Genomic DNA, 19,715 nt, shown 5'->3' on the forward strand with positions numbered 1-19,715 from the left:
CGGTGGACTCGGTGGGCGGGGTGGTGGCGGGCGGCTCGCGGACGGCGCCGGTGCGCATCACCCTGGACACGCAGGCGCAGGGGCTGCGGCCCGGCATGTTCGGACGCGTGCGCATCGACGCGCCGGACGCCAGCCTGACGCTGCCGGTGGAGGCGGTGCTGCTGCGCAACGGCAAGGAGTCGGTGGTGTACGTGCAGCAGGACGCGGGCACCTATGTGCGGCGGCCCGTCGTCGTGGCGCAGCCGGTGGAGGGGCGGGTGCAGATCATCGCGGGCCTGTCACCCGGAGAGCAGGTCGTCACCCGGGGCGCGCTGCTGCTGGATGGCGCGGCGGACCAGCTTCTCTAGGCGCGGCGAGGACCCCTACCCATGTTGCGAGCACTCATCGCGTTCTGTGTCCGGAGCCGCCTGCCCGTCCTGCTGCTGACGCTGGGCATTGGCCTCTTCGGTGTGAAGGCCTACCTCGAAACGCCGGTGGAGGCGTTTCCGGATGTCACCAACCTCCAGGTGAACGTCATCGCGCAGATGCCCGGGCTGGCGCCCGAGGAAATCGAGCGGCAGGTGACGGTGCCCCTGGAGCGCGCGCTCAACGGCACGCCGGGCATGGTGCAGATGCGCAGCGAGAGCCTGTTCGGGCTGTCGCTCATCTTCCTGACTTTTGATGACGGCGTGGACCCGTTCAAGGCGCGCACCATCGTCGGGGAGCGCATGTCCAACGCGGACATGCCGGACGGCGCGGACGTGCGGCTGGCGCCCGAGGCCACGCCGCTGGGGAAGATCTACCAGTTCCGCGTGCTGAGCGACCGGCACACGCTCACCGAGACGCGCTCGGAGATGGAGTGGAACATCGCGCGGCACCTGCGCCAGGTGCCCGGCGTGGCGGACGTGCTCAGCCTGGGCGGCTTCCTCAAGGAGTTCCACGTCCAGGTGGACCCGTCGCGGCTGCTCGCGCACGAGCTGACGCTGGCGGACGTCACCGAGGCGCTGGAGCGCTCCAACCGCAACGTGGGCGGCGGCTTCCTGCGCCAGGGCGACCAGGAGCTGCTCATCCGCGGCGTGGGCTACCTGCGCGGCGCGCGGGACGTGCAGGGCATCGTCCTCAAGAGCGAGGACGGCACGCCGGTGACGGTGGGCGACGTGGCGCGGGTGGTGGCGTCGCACACGCCGCGCCGGGGGTCGGTGAGCCACAACCTGGACATGGACGTCACCGAGGGCGTCGTCCTGCTGCGCCGGGGGGAGAACCCCAGCACGGTGCTGGAGGGCGTGCACGCCAAGGTGGCGGAGCTGAACGCGCGGGTGTTGCCCAAGGGCATGCGCATCGAGCCCTTCTATGACCGGAACGACCTGGTGGGGCACACGCTGTCCACGGTGCACCACAACCTGCTGCACGGCGCGCTGCTGGTGGTGGCGGTGGCGTGGCTGTTCCTGCGCAGCCTGCGCTGCTCGCTCATCGTCGCGTCCGTCATCCCGCTGGCGCTGCTGACGGCCTTCATTGGCCTGAAGATGGTGGGCCTGCCCGCGAACCTCATCTCCATGGGGGCCATCGACTTCGGCATCCTGGTGGATGGCGCGGTGGTGCTGGTGGAGAACGTGCTGCACGAAGCCGGAGTGCAGCGGCCCCGGCGGCGCAAGGAGCTGCTGGGGCTCATCCTGCGCTCGGCGCTGGACGTGGCGCGGCCGACGTTCTTCGCGATGGCCATCATCATCGCCGCGCTCATCCCCGTCTTCACGCTGGAGCGCGTGGAGGGCCGCATCTTCCGGCCGCTGTCGCTGACGTACAGCTTCGCGCTGGTGGGGGCGCTCGTCTTCGCGCTGACGGTGGTGCCCGCGCTGTGCGCGCTGCTGCTGCGGCCTCAGGACGCGGAGGTGAAGGAGCCGAAGCTGCTGAGCACGCTGCGGGAAGGCTACGCCCGCGCGGTGACGTGGCTGATGCCGCGCAAGACGCTGGTGTTCGCGAGCATGGCGGCGCTGGTGCTCGTCACCGGCGTGGTGGGCTCGCGGGTGGGCAGCGAGTTCCTCCCGGAGCTGGACGAGGGCGACATCAACGTCTTCGTGGAGATGCCAGCCAGCATCTCGTTGGGCAAGGGCGCGGACCTCCTCCTGGAGGTGCGGCGCAGGCTGCTGGACTTCCCGGAGGTGAAGGAGGTGCTCGTCGAGCAGGGCCGCCCGGAGGACGGCACGGACAACGAGGCCGTCAACATGGGCAAGACGTTCGTCCGCTTCGCGCCCGAGGAGACGTGGCGCGAGGGCTGGGACAAGGAGCGGCTGGTGCGGGAGATGCGCGCCTCGCTGCTGGAGATTCCGGGCGTCAGCTTCAACTTCTCGCAGCCCATCAAGGACAGCGTGGAGGAGGCCATCAGCGGCGTGCGCGGCAAGGTGGTGCTGAAGATTTTCGGCACGGACCTGGCGGCCATGCGCGGCACGCTGGAGCAGGCCGTCACGTCGCTCCAGAAGGTGGAGGGCGTGGTGGACCTGGGGCTCTACCGCGACTCCAGCGTGCCGCAGCTCCAGGTGGTGCTGGACCGCCCCGCGCTGGCGCGGGCCGGCATCGACGTGTCCACCGCGCAGGACCTGGTGGAGACGGCCCTGGGGGGCAGGGTGGTGACGGAGCTGTGGGAGCAGGAGCGGCCCGTCCCGGTGCGCGTCATCCTGCCGGGCACGGAGCGTGATGACGAGGCGCGCATCGGCGGCATCCTGGTGCCCACGGCCAGCGGCGGCCATGTCCCGCTGCGCGAGGTGGCGCGGCTGGAGAAGGCGCTGGGGCGCGCGAGCATCAACCGCGAGGCGAACAGCCGCACGCTGGCGCTGAAGTTCAACGTGGAGGGGCGCGACATGGGCTCCACCATCCAGGAGGCCATGGCCACCGTGGAGCGCGAGGTGACGGTGCCGGAGGGCGCGTTCCTCAAGTGGGGCGGCGAGTTCGAGAACCAGGCGCGCGCGCTGGGCCGGCTGGCGGTCATCGTGCCCATCTCCTTCCTGGTGGTGTTCGCGCTGCTCTACGCGGCGCTGGGCTCCATGCGGAGCGCGAGCGCGGTGCTGGCGGGGGCGCCCTTCGCGATGTGCGGCGGCGTGCTGGCGCTGGCCGTCACGGGAATCCCATTGTCGGTGAGCGCGGCGGTGGGCTTCATCACGCTGCTGGGGCAGGTGTGCCTGGCGTCGCTGCTGGTGGTGAGCGCGGTGGATGACCGGCGCAAGGCGGGCGAGGCGCTGGGGGTGGCGCTCCCGGCGGGCGCGTCCAGCCGCTTCCGCGCGGTGCTGATGACGGCGCTGCTGGCGATGCTGGGGCTGCTGCCGGCGGCGCTCTCCAGCGGGGCGGGCAGCGAGACGCAGCGGCCCTTCGCGGTGGTCATCATCGGCGGGCTGGTGACCGCGGTGCTGGTGTCGCTGTTCGCGCTGCCGGCCTTGTACGCCGTCATCGTCGGGAAGCACGCCGCGTCCACGGGCTCTCGGGGCGACGAGGACGATGAGGACCTGGACGCCGGTGTGGAGCACCTGGGTCCGAAGGGCCACGGCCCGGAGCAGGGCACGGCGGGGGTGGCGGCGTGAGGCGCTTCATGGGGGCACGAGTCCGCTGGTCACCGCCCGGCGTCATGCCCGGTGGTGGCGGCACGAGGCGCGGCATGGCGGGCCGCAAGGCCCGGCGACGGTGGAGCATCGAGCTGCTTCGGCGCGACACCGTCTGCGGGCCCGTCCCGCGGAGTGGTGTGCGGTCAGCGAATGGCGGCCTGAGGCGCTTCATGCCGGTGCGCGCGCACTGGGCGGTGCCGGAGACGGAGCCGTGTGGCGCCAGCCGGGGTTTCAGCACAGAGGGAGCGCCATGGCTGTCGTTGGTGACGGAAGGCGTTCAGGGCGAAGCGGAGGTGACGGAATGAAGCGGTTCATCGTCTGGGGCGTCCTGGGCGCGTTGGCGGCCGGGAGCGCCGGGGCTCAACAGGCAGCGGCGCCTTCTCTGGAGCGTGTCGCGCCAGACCGAGTCACGCAGGCGCAGCGTCCGTCCGACGTGCCTCCGCCGGAGCGCTTCGCAGTGGCGCAGCTGCGGTCTGAGACCCAGGCGGCCGGGTCTTTGGAGGAGCGGAACCGGTCCGAGGCGGCGCCGCCCGAGCGCATCACCCTGGAGCAGGTGCTGTCGCTGCTGGACGAGCGCAGCCCGTGGACCGCGGCGGAGCGCTCGCGCATCGACGTGGCGGCGGCGGACCGGGTGGAGGCGAGCATCCTGCCCAACCCGTCGTTCAGCTACGGCACGCAGCTCCTGGCCGCGGGCGTGAACACCGGCTCATCGGTGGTGCACGAGCTGTCGCTGGAGCAGCCCCTGCTCCTCTTCGGGCAGCGCGGCGTGCGCCGTGAGCTGGCGGAGCGCAACGTGTCCGCCGAACAGGCACGCGTGAAGGCCTCCATCGCGGAGCGGGCGCTGGCCGTACGCGAGGCCTTCGCGGCGTTGCTGACCAACCAGGAGGAGCTGCGCGTGCTGGAGGAGACGGCGGTGGACCTGGGACGCGTGGAGAAGGTGGTGAAGGGGCGCGCCGCGGCGGGTGACTCCAGCCGGTACGACGTGGAGCGCATCGAGGTGGAGAGCCGCGCGCTGGAGGTGGAGGTGCTGAACGCGCGCGTCAGCGTGGCGGACGCCTCCGGCCGGCTGGCCGCGCTGCTGGGCATTGAAGGGTGGCACCCGAGGGCGCAGGGCTCGCTGCGGCCCACCGGGTCCCTGCCCGACCTGCCGCTCCTGTGGGAGTCCGCCCAGCAGCGTCGGCCGTCGCTGGTGGCGGCACGCGCGCGGCAGGCCGTGGCACGAGGCGGCCTGGACGTGGCGCGCAGGGAGCGGCTGCCGGTGCCGTCCGTGGCGGCGGGCGTCATGCTCACCCGGAACGAGCAGAGCACCATCGCCTTGGTGGGCGTAGGGTTGCCGCTGCCCCTCTTCGACCGGAACCAGGGCGCCATCGCCCGGGCGTCCGCGGAGCTCCAGACGGAGGCCCGCGCGCTGGAGGCGGAGGTGGCCCAGGCCCGCGCGGAGCTGACCCGGGCGCACGCCGTCCTGGAGGGCCGCAAGGGCGCGTTGACGCGTCTGGAGCACGACGTGGTGGAGCGGCTGCCCACGGTGCGCCGGATGGCCGAGGACGCCTATCGAGAGGGACGCGGCGGCATCCTGGAGCTGTTGGACGCGTTCCGCTCGCTCAAGGACATGCGGGTGCTTCACCTGAAGCAGCAGGAGACGGTGAAGCTCGCGGAGGCGTCCGTGCTCTTCGCGGCGGGGTTGGATACGGCGCCTTGAAGGGACGCACTGGAGGCTCGCGCCTGGCGGAAGGGCCACGCCAGGCGCGAGCGCGGGACTCAGGGCAGGGTGGGCACGCGGTCGAAGTCCATGGTGCTCACGGGCGCGAAGGCCTCGAAGCGGTCCGCGCGGTGGTCCAGGGCGCGGGCCTTGTGGATGAGGGCGCCCAGCTCCGCCACGTCCTCGCGCGCCTTCAGCGGTTGGCCAAGCTCCTCCCAGAGTGAGAACAGGGCGTCGTAGGTGAGCGTGCGCACCCAGTAGGAGCCGCGCAGCTTCTCGGCGAAGGCGGCGGCCACATAGGACAGCCGCGTGGGCGGCGTGGCGCGGCCGTAGGCGGGGCGGAGGACGCTCGACGGCAGCGGCTTCTCGATGAGCTTCGAGTCCCCACCCTCCGGCGCCTTGTAGCGGATGCGCAGCGTGCCGAAGGACGCGGACGGTTCGGTGAGCTTCACCTCGTAGAGCGCGGTGACGGCGTGGCCCGCGCCGATTTCGCCCGCGTCCACGCGGTCATCGGCGAACTGCTCCTGGGTGAGCATGCGGTTCTCGTAGCCGAGCAGCCGGTAGTGGGACACGGCCTCCGGGTTGAACTCCATCTGGAGCTTCACGTCCTTGGCCACGACCTGGAGCGTGCCGGTGAGGTCGCGCACGAAGAGGCGGTGCGCCTCTTCAATCCGGTCCACGTAGGCGTAGTGGCCCTCGCCCACCTGGGACAGGCGCTCCATCAACACGTCGTTGTAGTTGCCCATGCCGAAGCCGACGGTGGACAGGGTGATGCCCTTCGCCGCGCGCGAGCGGATGCGCTCCCAGATGCTGTTGGCGTCGGTGAGCCCGGTGTTGGCCACGCCGTCCGAGCAGAGGATGACGCGGTTGATGCCGCCCTCCACGAGGTGAGAGGCCGCGAGCGAATAGCCCATCTCCAAACCCGCCTGCGCGTTGGTGGAGCCCTCGGTGTGCAGGCTGTCGATGGCGGCGCGGATGATGTGCGCGTGCACGGCGCTGGTGGGCTCCAGCACCAGGCGCGCGGTGGAGCCGTACACGACGATGGAGACCTGGTCGCGCTCATCCAGCCCGTTCACGAGCAGGTGCAGTGAACGCTTCACCAGGCCCAGCCGGCGCTCCAGGTTCATGGAGCCGGACACGTCGATGACGAAGACGAGGTGGCTCGGCTTGCGCGCCACGCGGGGGACCTCCCGGGCTTTCACGCCGACGTGGATGACGTGGTAGCCCTTGCGCACGGGGGACGGGAAGCCTTCCACCTGGACGCTGAAGGGGGCGTTGCCCTGGTGCGTGTAGCCGTAGTCGAAGGTGTTGACGAACTCCTCCACGCGGACGGCCTGTTCATGAGGCAGGCTGCCGCGCTCCAGGTAGGCCCGCGTCAGCGTGTACGACGCGGAGTCCGTGTCGACGGAGAAGGTGGAGAAGCGCTCCTCCTCCGTGGTGACGGTGGGATTGACGCCGTACCCCTGGAAGTACATGTGGAAGGGGGAGACCGGCGCGGGCGTCACGGCGGGCGCGGGGGGCTCGACATGCTGGAGGACGAGCCGAGGCGCGCTCGGACGCCTCGGAGGCACCACCGGACGGCTCAGGGGCTGCGAGGGCAGGATGGAGGAGGGCGGGCCGTTGATGGCGACGCCGTAATGGTCGCTGTTGGCGCTGGGGGAAAGCTCCGCCAGACTTTCGTAGGAGCGGGAGGGGCCACCCTTGCCACCCGGACGGGCGACGGCGATGCGCTTGATGAACTCCTGGTCGACGTTCACGCCCATGGTCGTGGAGCCCACGTCGAGGGTCGGTGGGGCGCCGGTAACACCTGAGAAGAGCTCCGCAGGTAGATCGGAGAGGAGCTCCACGTCGACCCGGATGGTGCGGTCGTGACGCAGTTGAATGGCCGTGCGTGTATAGGGTTTGAACCCCTGCTTCTCGAACGTGAGCGTGTACTCGCCCGGCGGCAGCTGCGGGAGACGGTAGCTCCCCCGTACATCCGTGGTGGCCGCCAGGAAGCCCTGGAGGCTGGGCGAACTCGCGGTCACGACAGCATGGGCGACGGGAACGCGCCGATAGGCATTACGCACCGTCCCGACGATGGTGCTGGTGTTGGCGTGCGTGCCGGCATCGGACTGCGCCAGCGCGGGAATGGCGAGTAGCAGCAGGAAGACGCACAGCACACTGCGAGCGACGGAATGCATCGTGGGCCACCTCGGATGAACAGGAGGTGGCCATCTTCCCGAGAGCGCTCGTGCCGAACTTCACGAGCGCCTCGTCGCTTCATCACGGTTCCAGCATCGGTCGCGCGGCAGGATGACGGCGTCTTCACCGGCTCGCGCCGTCACTGACACAACGGGCGCCTCGGTTCCTCCCGAAAGTTGGCTCGATAGCGTCAGACCCCAATCCTGCTTCAGCGCGTCCACGATGGCAGGCAGTCGTTGAAGCCACGCCCGGCCTTCGCTTCCGGCCTCGAGTGCTTTGCGTTGGAGGACCTCGGGGAGGTCAATGCGAAGTGGCATCAGACGAAGAGGCGGTCTTCCCGGTGGAGCCTGCGTCGTCCCTTGGTGAGCACGGCCATCCGCGTTGCCTCCTCCGCCCAAGCCGCATCTGCTGCGTGCGCCGCACAGTTCCCTCGCGCAAGTCTAAAGTCCAATGCGAGGCAAGCGCCTCGAATGACCCAAGGGGAGCGAGGGTAGGACGGAGAACGGTGGGCCGTTGAGGGACATACGGGGCTCGGGACATTTGGGACCGGAATGCTCGAAGGAGAGGGGCGCGCCGATCCTGTTTCATGGACGAGCGTCGCGGGTGCGCTTGATGAAATCTGGGCCCAGTTCCACTCCCGGAGACAGTGTGCAGCTCTGGTCGATGGTCGGCGGGACGCCGATGACACGTACCGGCTCCTCGGGTGGAGCGGTGAGGAGCTCCACGTCGACCTGGCGGGTCCGGTTGAGCCGCAGTTGGACCGCCGAGCGTGTGTGGACCTTGTACCCTTCCTTCTCGAACGTCAGCGTGTAGTCACCCGGTGGAAGCTGGGGGATGCGGTATCTCCCTTCTGCGTCGGTCGAGACCATCAACTCTCCCTGGAGGCTGGGAGAACGCGCGGTCACGATGACATCCGCGAGGGGCAGGCTCTGATGCGTGTGACGCACTCTCCCGACGAAGGTGCTGGTGTTGGGGTGCGCGTCGGCATCGACCTGAGCCAGCGCGGGAAGCGCAAACATCAGTGGGAAGAAGCACAGCACACTGCGAGCGAACAGATGCATCGTAGGCCACCTCGGAAGAACAGGAGGCAGGCAGCTTCCAGAGAACACCCGTGACGAACTTCACGAGTACCTCGTCTCTTCATCACGGTTCCATCACAGGGGAGGCGTGCCGGACGGTCGCGTGGCCAGCGCTCACAGCTCAGTACCGCATGCGCCACGTCCATGTCTCGGGAGCCCATGTTCCTGCCTGTGAGTTCGCGAGCACCGGACCGAGGAATGCCCGCACCGCCGCAGCGAGTGCGTCCAGCGTCAACCAGGGGAGGACGTCCTCGCGTGCCATCTTCGCGTAGGGCTCACGCCACGGCTCAGGCGGTTCGGGGACGAAGTACGGAAGTGGATGTGTTCCACGGAACGAGAAGGTCTGCTCGAACGCCGCTCTCAGGCGCATCGAGTCGATTTCCCGCGTCATGGCGAGCAGTGCGAGGTCGGGGAGGTCCTTGACGCGCGTGTTGGGCCGGGCGCGCGGCAACGTGTACGCGTGAAGTTTTTCCGCGAGATGCGTCTCGACGGGGTAGAGGCGCAGTGTGGGCGAAGTGATGCCCGCGAAGCCCGTCGTACTTCATCCCGTCGTTCTGGATTTCAGGGTGCGCTGAGTCAGCGCGAACCTGGAAGCGCATGAAGTCTCCCAGGTCGAGCTGGCTCGCGTCCTTCAGCCGTCGAAGCACGTCGACAGGGGGCCCCACGAATCGGAGATCCACGTCCCGCGTCGTTCGCGCCCGGCTCAGCCGGAACTCGAGGACCAGTCCTCCCTTCAAGGTGACGGAGTCCTCGAAGACATGCGCGACCCGCGCGAGGAACCGATCGAAGACGAGGAGTTGTCGCCTCCGTGCGAAGGCCACCCCGGAGGGCGTCGTCGCGCCGGAGGCGCTGTTCGAGCGCGTGCTTGAAGCCCGCGGCGTTCGTGTACCTGCGAGGTGTCATGCGGAGGTGTCCTAGAGACGTTGGGCCGCACTCTGAATACCCACCAGGTCTGACGTGAGAATGAGCCCGCGTGACAGTGCCTGCGCGATGGCCTGATTCAGCAGGTCGGGTGACACATGCGCCGTCGCGCAATCCAGCAAGGTTCGGCGCGGAGAGGTCCCGGGGATGGGACCGAACCAGACGCGCTCCTATTCGCCAACATCGGCATGGTGGAGCACCGCGCCGGGAGGGACACGGAACCGGCGTCGTTTCCAGGCCGCCGGCAGCGTCAGGTGCACGCGCGAGGGCAGGACATCCGACAGGCCGTGAAGCGCCAGCGCGGTCTCATGGGAGAAGACGCCTTTCCGCTCCGACCAGAGCCAGACGGCGACCAGGTCCTCGTGCTCGCTGGCCGGGAAGTGCACCCACCGGTAGATGCCGCGCAGCACGCGCAGGAACCTGCCAGCCCGGACATGGTGGGAGAGCACCTGCGCCGAATACCCCGCCTCCAGCGCCTGCTGCGCGGTGAAGAGCCCTGCCTGCCCCGCGACGATGTCGAAGAGCCGGTCCGAATCTGGCTGACCACGGCGCGCCGTTCCCACGCACGAAACTCAAGTCCAACTTGAGTTCCGTGCACGCCACCCGCTACCGGTGCTCCCCCTCACGCGACGTCCGCACCCACTCGCCGCGCTTCTCCGCGCCGGGGCCGCGCAGCATGAGCCACACCTTCCACACCACGTAGACAGGCGCCCAGGCCAGGTCCAGCAGGCCCCGCGCACCCACGCCGGACACCCACCAGCCGCGCAGGACATACGCGCCCAGGCTCGCCACGCTGAAGCCCGCCACGCCCAGCGCCCACGGCAGCGGAGCGCGGGTCCACCAGGCGAACGCCCCGGCCAGCGCCGCGCAGCCCACCGCGGCCAGCACCAGCTGGCTCAGCGGCGGCACCAGCACGTCCATGGCGATGTCCAGCAGCGTGCCGTCCCGCTTGCGCAGGCCGTCCTTCAGCAGCGGCCACCCGTGCAGCTTGCGCATCTGCGCGCGGCCACCCTCCCAGCGTTGGCGCTGTGAGCGGCTCTGCTTCTCCGCGGACACCATCTCCCCCAGCACGTCCGCCTCCCAGACGTAGTGCACGCGGAAGCCGTGGCGCGCCAGGCGGATGCCGTACTCCAGGTCCTCCACCACGCTGAAGGCGTCATGTGGCACCTGGGCCAGCGCGTGGTGCGTGAAGCACATGCCGTTGCCGCGCAGGCCGCACGACACGCCCATCGCCTCGCGGCCCTGCGAGCGCACCTTGTGGAACATGCCCAGGGCGATGGTCATCAGCCGCGTGCGCCAGGACGCCGTGGGGTTCATCACCCCGTAGTGCGCCTGCATGGCGTGCGCCCCTTCAAGCCCGCCCTCCTTGCCCTCGATGCGCATGGCGAACGCCGTCAGCAGGTTGGGCGTCACCACCGTGTCCGCGTCCACCACCACCACCGCTTCGGCGAAGCCGTCCCGCTGGCTGAACTCGAAGGCGTGGGCCAGCGCGTAGCCCTTGCCGCGTTTCTCCGTGTCCTGCCGCTCCAGGACGAAGGCGCCTGCCTCGCGCGCCTTCTGCGCCGTCGCGTCGGAGCAGTTGTCCGCCACGACGATGATGCGCCGCAGGTGCGCCGGGTAGTCCACCGCGGACAGGTTCGTCACCGTCCGGGAGATGCCCAGCTCCTCGTTGTGCGCGGGGATGATGATGTCGAACTTCCGCGGCCCGATGCGCGTCGCCGGCGGCCGGGGCCGGTAGGAGCGCAGCGTCAGGGTCAGCAGATAGCCACACGCCACCGCCACGGGAAGCTGCGCCACGCACAGCGCCACGTCCAGCCACGTCCACGATGTCACGACATGCACCCCCGAGCGCGCTGTTCAGCGCCGCTCCAGCTCCGCCAGCACGGGGAGCTTCAGAATCCGCTCGACCTGCCACTTCTCCAGGATGCGCCGGCGGATGATGTCCAGCGCCAGCGCCGCGAAGATGCCCATGCCGATGCCGCCCACCACGCCCGCGGCGACGATGAGCTGCACCTTCGGCTTGGACGGCCGCTCCGGGAAGGTGGGCGGCGACAGCACGCTGAAGCGGTGCTTCATGGACGCGCGGGAAATCTCCAGCTCCGTGCGCGCCTGGTCCAGCCGCCGCATCTTCTCCTGGTGCCGCATCACCAGCATGCGCACCCGGTCCGCCGCCACCGACACCTCCGGGTCATCCGACGTGGCCGGCCCGCCGAACGTCGCGCCGCCCAGGGCCGCCGTCGCCAGCCCGGACTCCAGCTCGCCCGGATCGCCGCCGTTGCGCACGTACTCGTTGATGAGCTCCGTCATCTCCGAGCGCAGCGCAATCAACTGCGGCGAGTCCTCCTGGAGCGCGGAGATGCGCTGCTCCAGGTCGGTGATGATGGGGTGCTGCGGCGAATAGATGACACGCTGCTCGGAGAGCTGGTTGCGCAGCTCCGTCAGCCGCCGCGAGCGGAAGTCCTCCACGTCGCCAATGGCCCGGCGCTTCGTCTGAATCATGAAGCGCATCTGCGCCAGCAGGTGGTCGGTGTTGATGCCCAGCGCGGCGTTGGCGGCGGCCGTGGGGCCTCCCCGGCGTCCCTGCTTCGCCTCTTCCTTCTTCCGCCGCGCCTCCACGCGCTTCACCGCCGCGTTGAGCTGGCCAATCGCCTGCTGGATGCCCTCGGCCTCGTCCACCACCTGCTTCTCCAGGATGGTGATGGCCTCCTGCACCGCGCCCATCTCCGCCGCCTGGCGCATGTCGAGGAAGTTCTGCTGCGCCTCCTGCACGATGTTGAGCGCCAGCTGCGGGTCGCTCCACTCCACGCCGATGGAGACGGTGCCCGTGCCGCCCTCCACGCCGACAATCATCGCCTGCTCCAGCATGGCGGTGAGCGCGTCGCGCTTGTCGTCGTCCGACATGGGCGCGGGCGGCTTGCGCAGCACCTTCTCCTTCAGCCGGTTCAGCGGCGAGCGCTGCAGCTCCCAGTACTCCACCAGCTTCGCCTTCGCGACGATGGACCGGAGGTTGTCGTGCTTCATCACCATCTCCCACGCGGCGCGCGTGGGCTGGTCCGCGTCCACGGGGATGGAGCGCCCGGGGTTGGCCAGCGAGGAGATGATGAAGTTGCGCTGCGTCAGCATCCGCGTCTCCACGCGGTACTTGCGCGGCATGATTTTGCTGACGCCCACCGCCATGGCGGACACCGCGCCCATCACCACCAGGGCGAGGAACCAGTGCCGCAGCACCGCGTTCTTCAAATAGAAGACCGCGTCGATGACGAAGCCCCAGTCGATGAGGTCCGCGGGCGCGTTCGTCTCCGGGCGCTCCGGAGTGAACGCGGGGTGCGGCGGCACCAACTGGGGGCGCGGCCCGGGAGCCCCGGGCGCGGGGTGCGTCACGGCTTCCTCCTGGCTCCAGTGCTCTTGAGGAGCGACCGCACCCGGCGGGTGAACTCCTCCTGGGTGAAGGGCTTGCCCAGGTAGCCGTCGGCGCCGGCCTCCTCGGCGTGCGCCTTGTCCTCCGGCAGGTCCCGGGCGCTCACCACCAGCACCGGCACGTCCGCCATCGTCGCCGAGCGGCGGATGTGCTCGCAGAGGTCATAGCCGGAGATGTCCGGCAGCGTCAGGTCCAGACACACGAGGTCGGGACGCGCGGCCGTCTCCAGGTGCTTGAGCGCGGCGCGGCCACTGGGCAGCTCCACCACCTCCTTGAACCCCATGTCCCGCAGGTAGTCGCCCAGCATCTTCCGGAAGAAGGGGGCGTCCTCCACCAGGAGGACCGTGTGCAGGTCGGACTCCATCCGTCGTCAACCTTTCTGAAACTCGCTCAGCCGAACCCGAGCCGTGGCACCCAGACGAGGACGCCATACGTGTATGCCGCGTTGAAGAGGACGAACCAGAGGATGGCCTTCTTCAGCCCCCGCATCGGATGCGGATCCCTCGCCGCCTTGGCGGGCAGCGCGATGGTGAGGATGAGGACGGACATCAAGATGAGCTTCGCCATGGCGCCAGCCCTCAGAGACTACCAGTTTGTCGCACGGACAGGCCCAGCGTTGCAGCCCAGGTCAGCCGGGCCGCCGGGAGCTCGGGCGAGCGGCTCCACGTCCCTCGGAGGTCGGTATCCACGGACACCCACCGTGTGAGAATCCAGGAACCGGTGAAGCCGCCGGAGAGGATGCTGTCCCCACTGCTGCCGCCCACGGCCGCGGCGCCGCCGCCCACGGCGGACACCCGCACGCGGGGCCCCAGTGCCCACGTCCCCGTCAGCGTCAGGTCCGCCCGAGGGTAGACGCGCGCCGTCAGCCGGTCCGTGAAGGGGACGACTCGCAGGTCCGCCCGGCCATTGAAGTCCGCGGTGCGCGAGGGAATCCGGTGGCTCACCCCGACATTCAGGTTGGGGAGCAGCTCCGTCCGGGGCGCGTCCAGCGGGCCGGGCTCGGGCTCGCCTTCGCCGGGGGGCACGGGGATGGAGCGCACCACGCTCACGCCCGCGCCGGCCTCCAGGGAGGTGCGTCTGTCCACCCGCTGGCCCCAGGCCTCGCGCAGCGTGACGATGGTGTTGTTCGCCCCGGTGGAGAAGCGCGCGGCGTTGAACGCCACGGAGGTGGTGATGGCGCTCAGCGGGGACAGCGCGTGGCTGAGGGACACGTCCGCGCGTGGGCCATACTGCAGGGGCACCGCTTCGCGGGCGGGCCCGTCCAGGCCGCCGCTGATGGAGAAGCCGCCGGAGCCGGTGAGGTTCCACCGCCGCCCCAGCCAGCCGGTGTCCGCCGTCAGCGTGGTGGCCGAGGACAGGAAGTAGACGGTGTCCGCCTGGGGCAGGGGCTGGAGGGGACCGCCACCTCCGGGAGGCCGCAGCGGCCCGTCCGGGTCCGCGCCCGGCGTGCCGCCAGGCAGGGAGCCCAAGTCCGTGGTGAGGAGGTTGACGCTGCCCAGCACCAGCTCCTCCGACAGGCGCAGGGACAGGCCGCGCTCGGGGCGCCACAGGCCGGCCAGGCGGCCCATGTGCTGGACCTCGGTGCGCGCGCGGGCGGTGACCTCGCGCAGGCTGATGCGCGGGGCGTACTCCACCTGGAGCGCGGTGTTGCCGTCGCGCAGCTCCAGGCCCAGCAGCGGGGTGATGTCGGTGTCACCCGCGACGCTGGGGGCCTCGGGGGCGGGGTCCTCGTTGGAGCGCAGGCGCGAGTCGACGCGCGCGGCCGTGGCGTAGCTGACGGAGGCGGAGGACACCTCCAGCCACGCGACGGTGAGGACCGTCCCCAGCACGGGCTACTCCACCACCACCACGTCACCGGGGCGCAGGCGGAAGGTGGGCGCGCGTCCCTCGGCGTGGATGAGGTCGTCGTAGCGGAAGCGGATGCGCTCGGGCGCGGCGCCGTCTTCCTGGCGCATGACGAAGATGCGGTCCTTGTGGGCGTACTCGGTGAAGCCGCCCGCGCCGGCCAGGGCCTCCAGCACGCTGGCGCCCGGGTCGATTTCCAGCGGCCCGATGCGGTTGACCTCGCCCACCATGGTCACCTTGATGGGGCGCGCCATCTCCAGCGCCACGGTGACGACGGGGTGGTTGATGTAGTCCTTCAGCCGCGTCTGGATTTGCTGCGACAGCATGGCCGGCGTGTGGCCCGCGGCCTCCACGTCGTCCAGGAAGAGCAGGCTGATGCGGCCGTCCTCGCGCACGCGGGCCTGCGTGGTGAGCGACTCCTGGTTCCACACGCGGATGTTGAGCAAATCCCCCGCGGCGATGCGGTACGCGGCGTCCACCGGGGGCGGCTTCTCCTGGTAGTCATCCACCCAGGTGTACTTGCCCAGGCCCCGGCAGGCGGGCGCCAGCAGCAGCAGCGCGGCGCAGGCGAACATGCGCCAGGGGCGGCGCGGGGCGGAAGGCAGCTGGCGGTGCGTGGACGGCATGAGCAGCGGGACTCTCCTCAGGGGGTGGGCGCGGCCTCGGGCGCGGGGTTTCCACGGCGGCGGGCGATGCGCACCACCTGGAGCACCTCGCCGGGACGCACCGCGCCGGTGGCCAGCACCGCGACGAGGTACAGCGCGGCCTCCACGGTGAGGCGCAGCCACGGGTTCAGCGAGGCCAGCAGCGTCTGGTCCAGCGCGGCGATGGCCACGCAGATGGCGGCCGTCTTGGCCATCATGGACAGCAGGCGCGTGTCGAAGGCCGCCTTGCCCATGCGCCCCAGCAGGCTGATGGTGACGCAGATTTCCATGAGCAGCATGGCCAGCGCCGTGCCCGCCGCGCCGCCGCCGTTGCCCAGCGCCGAAAGCATCAGCGGAATCAGCAGCAGGTTGAGGATGGGAATCAGCACCACGCTGCCAATCACGCTGGTGATGGTCACCCACCACTCGCGGTTCGTCATGGTCAGCCACAGGCCCGCGTTCATCGTCACGAAGGCCAGCACGAACAGCGGCGACATCAGCCGCAGCGGCATGGCGGACTCGGAGAACGCGCCGCCCATCAGCCCCACCCACAGCGGGGCGCCCAGGACGATGAGCATCATCATGGGCACGGTGACGGCCAGCGTGCCCTCCAGCGCGCGGCGCGTCAGGTTCGTCAGCTCCGCCTCGGAGCGCTCGGCCGCGCGCGACGCCAGCGGCATCAGCACCCAGCCGAACACCGGGTTGAGGAAGAACGTCAGGCCCGCGATGTTCCACGCCGCGCCGTACCAGCCCACCTCTTCGTGGCTGGAGACCATGCCCAGAATCATCACGTCCAGGCGCCCGTTGGCCGCCAGCGCCGCGCCGGTGATGAAGAAGGGCAGGCTGGCCTTGAGCACCTTCAGCGTGGCCGGCACGTCCACCTTGAAGGTGAGCCCCATGTGCTCGCGGGCCAGGTACCAGCCCACGGCGAGCTTCACGGCCTCCGACGCCACCAGCGGCGCCGCCAGCCACGGCAGCGGCAGGCCCGCCACGGCGACGGCCAGCAGGCCTCCGCCCCACACCAGCTTGGTGACGATGTTGGAGACGGACAGCCCCGCCACCTTGCCCTTGGCGTGCAGCAGCGCGGCCACGGAGGCGTTGATGATGATGAGCGACTGGGCCAGCGCGAAGGCGTAGACGAGCTGGCGCACCTCGGGCGGCTCGTCGAAGTGGGCCATCACCAGGGCCATGGCGCCCATCAGCACCGCGGTGAGGCCCAGCCGCAACAGCAGCGTGCTGCCGAAGAAGTCGCTGGCGTGCTCGGGCCGGCGCGACACCTCCTTGCGGATGTACATCTCCAGGCCCAGGTGGGTGGCGATGAAGAAGACGGCGGAGAAGCTGTCGGCGTAGTTGAAGCGCCCGAAGCTCTCCGGCCCCAGGTGGGCCGGCAGCAGGAAGCGCACGCCCATGGCGATGGCGTACGTGATGAGCAGCGAGCCGCCGAGCTGCAGCCCGTTGCGCACCGCGCCCATCGCCTCATGCGAGCGCTCGCGCTCGCCCGCGTCCTGCGAAATGGAGTGGCTGGGACTGTTCACGGTGGGAGCGTGCGGTCCCGGCGCCTGCCAGGACTGCCCGGGTGCATAGAAAACGAGCGGGGGCGGCACGTCAATGCCGCCCCCGCAAAGGTTGGGGTGCCTGAAGGCTTGCTAGCTGGCGCCGCGGCCCGTGAGCACCACCGGCACCGTCTGCAGCAGCAGGCGCAGGTCGCTCGTCAGGCTCCAGTGGTCGATGTACTGCATGTCCAGGTACATCCAATCCTCGAAGGAGATCTGGTTCCGTCCCGACACCTGCCAGATGCAGGTGAGTCCCGGACGCACCGACAGGCGGCGGCGCTGCCACGCCTCGTATCTGGCGACCTCGGTGGGCACCGGCGGGCGCGGCCCGACGATGCTCATCTCCCCGCGCAGCACGTTGATGAACTGGGGCAGCTCATCAATGGAGAACTTGCGGATGAAGCGGCCGATGCCGGTGATGCGCGGGTCGTGCTTCATCTTGAAGACGGGGCCCGTCTGCTCGTTGAGCGCGGCCAGCTTCTCCTTCAGCTCCTCCGCGTTCACCACCATGGAGCGGAACTTCAGCATGTAGAAGGGCTTGCCGTTCTGCCCCACGCGCAGCTGCTTGAAGAAGATGGGGCCCTTGGAGGTGAACTTCACCGCCAGCGCCACCACGCCCAGCAGCGGCAGGAGCGCCCACAGCGCCGCCGCCGACACGCAGATGTCGAACAGGCGCTTCATCGCCATCTGGTGCGGCTTGGGGCTCACCGCCGCGAAGTGCAGGAAGCCGTCCGCCACCGCGCGGCGCTCCACCGGGCGGGCGCGGTCCAGGCGGAAGCTGTGCGCGGGCAGCGCGAAGGGCACGCCGAAGCGCTCGGCCAGCTTGATGGCCGCCTGCATGGATTCGCCCTGCTTCAGCGTGTTGCCGGCGATGTACACCTCATCCACCGCGGTGTTGCGGAGGATGTGCTCCAGGTCGTCCACCGACCCCATGACGGGACCCGGCAGCTCCCCCGTGGAGCCGTTGTCGTCGTGGAAGCGCACGTAGCCCAGAATCTGCCGGCGGCCGCGGTTGGCCAGGTCCTCGCCGGTGTAGCGGCCCATGGCGCCCGTGCCCACGATGAGCACCGCGTCCATGGGGCGCTCCTGCGAGGCCACCGGGCGGAAGACGCACAGGCGCAGCAGCAGCGTCACCGGCCAGAAGATGAACAGCAGCGGGCCCACCACCGGCGCCGTCACCACCGTGGGCAGCGCCACGCTGCCCAGCGTCAGCACCGTCACCACCGCCAGCGTCGTCACCGACACCAGCGCCACGTGGTCCAGCTTGCTGCGCTCGGCGAAGCGCGAGTCGTACAGGCACAGCGCCGTGCCCGTCACAATCCACACCATCCACGCCGCCAGCACCAGCCCCGACACCTTCCAGCCGGACTCCGCCGACAGCTGCCCGCTCAGCCACGCCGAGCCCACGAGCACCGACGACAGCAGCATCAGGTCCACCGTGAGGTTCAGCTTCGCCGCGAACCCCGGGGCCAGCTTGGGCGGCCCCTGCACCTCTTCAATTGCTGGTCCCTGAGCGTTGGCCGACCCAGGAACCCCGACCACCGCCGCACTTGCCGTTGCGCCGCTCATCGTGTCCACCCCCCTCTGCTGCTCACTTTCGTGCAGTTGAAGCAGAGGTCGCCGTTGAGGCTAGAAATGTTTAAGTCGGAAGGAAACCAGTTTTGCCCGATATCGCGGCGCGTTGCAACCCCTGCCGCGTCAGTAAGACGTGACAGCGGGTGAAATCTTGGGACGGCCCTACCGAGGTTCGAGCGCACCGAACGTCACCAACACATCGTGTTTCACCGCGGCTTCCCGCGCGTTTCCTTCGTCACGGCTTCTTTGCATTTACGATGCCGGTCTGACGCGAGGCATGGATGCTGCCAGGCGCCGGGCAGTCTCGGGAAGGGCGTCAGGAATTTCAATGGGTTACATTTATAGCAGGCGTTCGGGGCCGGTGTAGACGTTGAAGCGCCCGTTCCGGACGAACGTCGCCAGCGTCATTCCAGAACGCAGGGCCAGGTCCACCGCGAGGGAGCTGGCGGCGGAGACGCCCGCGACGATGGGAATCCGGGCCATGGCGGCTTTCTGGATGATCTCAAAGCTGACGCGTCCGCTGACGGCGAGCACCGCGGGCTGACGCGTCAATGGGAGGCGAGGGGCCCGGAGGCCCCGCACGGTGCCGGCCAGCACCAGCGTTCCTACCGCCTTGTCCACGGCGTTGTGGCGGCCCACGTCCTCATGGGCGGCCAGGAGGTGGCCGTCGGCGTCGAGCACGGCGGCGGCGTGGACGCCTCCGGTGCGGGCGAAGTTGCGCTGCACGTCGCGCAGGCGCTCGGTGGCGCGGGCCACGGCGTCGGGGTGGAGGACCGGGCCGGCCGGCAGGGGCGGGCACACGGCGAGCAGATCATCCACGGTGCGCCGGCCGCACACGCCACAGGCGGAGGTGGTGAGGGTGCCCCGGCGCGCGGTGCTCACGCGCTCCACGTCGAGGAAGGCGCCGGGGGCGGGGGTGACTTCGATGACGTTGCCGAAGCCCTCCTCGCCCGGCCGTCCGCAGTGCGCCAGCCCGCCCAGGTCGTCCACGCTCTGGAGGATGCCCTCGGCGAAGAGGAAGCCGGTGGCCAGCTCGCGGTCGTGTCCTGGCGTGCGCATGGTGGTGGCCACTGAGTCTCCGCTGACGCGGATCTCCAGCGGCTCCTCCACGGCGAGGTCGTCCTCCTGGGGAGGGAGCAGCGTGGCGCCGTTCCATCGCTGGACGGAGCGGCGCGTGACGCCGCGGGCCTCCTCCAGGCCCACCTGCGCCCGAGCCGCCCCGCGCCCCTGC

16 protein-coding genes and 1 pseudogene are annotated in these 19,715 nt (G+C 70.0%); 3 read left to right on the top strand and 14 right to left on the bottom strand.

Annotation, left to right across the window (positions count from 1 at the left end; genetic code table 11):
• The 3 genes from HV824_RS28530 to HV824_RS28540 all read left to right on the top strand — a co-directional run.
• The coding region (locus HV824_RS28530) for an efflux RND transporter periplasmic adaptor subunit (RefSeq protein WP_368738117.1) at positions 1–347 on the top strand (347 nt) is incomplete at its 5' end.
• Positions 348–368: 21 nt separating this feature from the next.
• Positions 369–3,545 (top strand): efflux RND transporter permease subunit, encoded by a 3,177-nt coding sequence (locus HV824_RS28535; protein ID WP_176424687.1) that lies wholly within the window; start codon positions 369–371, stop codon positions 3,543–3,545.
• A 322-nt stretch (positions 3,546–3,867) separates the two neighbouring features.
• A complete protein-coding gene (locus HV824_RS28540; RefSeq protein WP_176420860.1) occupies positions 3,868–5,265 on the top strand; it encodes a TolC family protein in 1,398 nt (465 codons plus the stop codon).
• Between the two features lie 59 nt (positions 5,266–5,324).
• Here the strand turns inward: HV824_RS28540 and HV824_RS28545 are convergent, their stop codons facing one another.
• The 14 genes and pseudogenes from HV824_RS28545 to fdhD all read right to left on the bottom strand — a co-directional run.
• Positions 5,325–7,448 (bottom strand): von Willebrand factor type A domain-containing protein, encoded by a 2,124-nt coding sequence (locus tag HV824_RS28545; RefSeq protein ID WP_176420861.1) that lies wholly within the window; start codon positions 7,446–7,448, stop codon positions 5,325–5,327.
• A 585-nt stretch (positions 7,449–8,033) separates the two neighbouring features.
• Entirely contained in the window at positions 8,034–8,510 is a 477-nt protein-coding gene (locus tag HV824_RS28550; protein WP_255208410.1) for a carboxypeptidase-like regulatory domain-containing protein, read from the bottom strand.
• Positions 8,511–8,649: 139 nt separating this feature from the next.
• Positions 8,650–9,048, bottom strand: coding sequence for a nucleotidyl transferase AbiEii/AbiGii toxin family protein (locus HV824_RS37660; RefSeq protein WP_368671043.1), 399 nt, complete (start codon positions 9,046–9,048; stop codon positions 8,650–8,652).
• A gap of 64 nt (positions 9,049–9,112) precedes the next feature.
• Positions 9,113–9,349 (bottom strand): annotated as a pseudogene (locus HV824_RS38285) (nucleotidyl transferase AbiEii/AbiGii toxin family protein); the annotation flags it as partial.
• Between the two features lie 270 nt (positions 9,350–9,619).
• Positions 9,620–10,012 carry a type IV toxin-antitoxin system AbiEi family antitoxin domain-containing protein gene (locus tag HV824_RS37665; protein WP_368671041.1) on the bottom strand — a complete coding sequence of 131 codons (393 nt, stop codon included), beginning with the start codon at positions 10,010–10,012 and terminating at the stop codon, positions 9,620–9,622.
• Positions 10,013–10,055: 43 nt separating this feature from the next.
• Positions 10,056–11,291, bottom strand: a complete 1,236-nt coding sequence (gene epsU, locus HV824_RS28565) for an exopolysaccharide biosynthesis GT2 family glycosyltransferase EpsU (protein WP_176424688.1) — start codon at positions 11,289–11,291, stop codon at positions 10,056–10,058.
• Between the two features lie 15 nt (positions 11,292–11,306).
• Complete coding sequence (gene epsV, locus HV824_RS28570; RefSeq protein WP_176420863.1) at positions 11,307–12,830, bottom strand: PCP family exopolysaccharide biosynthesis protein EpsV; 1,524 nt, start codon at positions 12,828–12,830, stop codon at positions 11,307–11,309.
• A complete protein-coding gene (epsW, locus tag HV824_RS28575; protein ID WP_176420864.1) occupies positions 12,827–13,231 on the bottom strand; it encodes an exopolysaccharide biosynthesis response regulator EpsW in 405 nt (134 codons plus the stop codon). The genes epsV and epsW overlap by 4 nt, the downstream gene beginning before the upstream one ends.
• A gap of 26 nt (positions 13,232–13,257) precedes the next feature.
• The gene (locus HV824_RS28580) at positions 13,258–13,434 is read right to left on the bottom strand and encodes a hypothetical protein (RefSeq protein ID WP_011557330.1); all 177 of its coding nucleotides are present in this window, start codon (positions 13,432–13,434) and stop codon (positions 13,258–13,260) included.
• Between the two features lie 11 nt (positions 13,435–13,445).
• Entirely contained in the window at positions 13,446–14,696 is a 1,251-nt protein-coding gene (gene epsX, locus HV824_RS28585) for an exopolysaccharide export protein EpsX (protein ID WP_176420865.1), read from the bottom strand.
• A gap of 3 nt (positions 14,697–14,699) precedes the next feature.
• On the bottom strand, positions 14,700–15,338 hold the full coding sequence (gene epsY, locus HV824_RS28590) for an exopolysaccharide export protein EpsY (protein WP_176420866.1): 639 nt from the start codon (positions 15,336–15,338) through the stop codon (positions 14,700–14,702).
• 17 nt (positions 15,339–15,355) lie between these two features.
• Positions 15,356–16,891 carry an exopolysaccharide biosynthesis flippase gene (wzx, locus tag HV824_RS28595; RefSeq protein ID WP_176424689.1) on the bottom strand — a complete coding sequence of 512 codons (1,536 nt, stop codon included), beginning with the start codon at positions 16,889–16,891 and terminating at the stop codon, positions 15,356–15,358.
• Positions 16,892–17,002: 111 nt separating this feature from the next.
• Positions 17,003–18,487: an exopolysaccharide biosynthesis polyisoprenyl-phosphate hexose-1-phosphate transferase EpsZ gene (epsZ, locus tag HV824_RS28600; RefSeq protein WP_368671042.1), complete on the bottom strand. Its 1,485-nt coding sequence runs from the start codon at positions 18,485–18,487 to the stop codon at positions 17,003–17,005.
• Positions 18,488–18,823: 336 nt separating this feature from the next.
• The coding region (gene fdhD / locus HV824_RS28605; RefSeq protein ID WP_255208412.1) for a formate dehydrogenase accessory sulfurtransferase FdhD at positions 18,824–19,715 on the bottom strand (892 nt) is incomplete at its 5' end.

The sequence above is a fragment of the Myxococcus sp. AM009 genome, assembly GCF_013372605.1.
Taxonomy (GTDB): domain Bacteria; phylum Myxococcota; class Myxococcia; order Myxococcales; family Myxococcaceae; genus Myxococcus; species Myxococcus vastator.

Excerpts from the sequence above, each read along its gene's own strand:
- HV824_RS28545 (WP_176420861.1), bottom strand. The coding sequence starts at position 7,448 with ATGCATTCCGTCGCTCGCAGTGTGCTGTGCGTCTTCCTGCTGCTACTC.
- HV824_RS28540 (WP_176420860.1), top strand. The coding sequence starts at position 3,868 with ATGAAGCGGTTCATCGTCTGGGGCGTCCTGGGCGCGTTGGCGGCCGGG.
- HV824_RS28580 (WP_011557330.1), bottom strand. The coding sequence starts at position 13,434 with ATGGCGAAGCTCATCTTGATGTCCGTCCTCATCCTCACCATCGCGCTG.
- HV824_RS28550 (WP_255208410.1), bottom strand. The coding sequence starts at position 8,510 with ATGCATCTGTTCGCTCGCAGTGTGCTGTGCTTCTTCCCACTGATGTTT.
- HV824_RS28535 (WP_176424687.1), top strand. The coding sequence starts at position 369 with ATGTTGCGAGCACTCATCGCGTTCTGTGTCCGGAGCCGCCTGCCCGTC.
- epsY (WP_176420866.1), bottom strand. The coding sequence starts at position 15,338 with ATGCCGTCCACGCACCGCCAGCTGCCTTCCGCCCCGCGCCGCCCCTGG.
- epsW (WP_176420864.1), bottom strand. The coding sequence starts at position 13,231 with ATGGAGTCCGACCTGCACACGGTCCTCCTGGTGGAGGACGCCCCCTTC.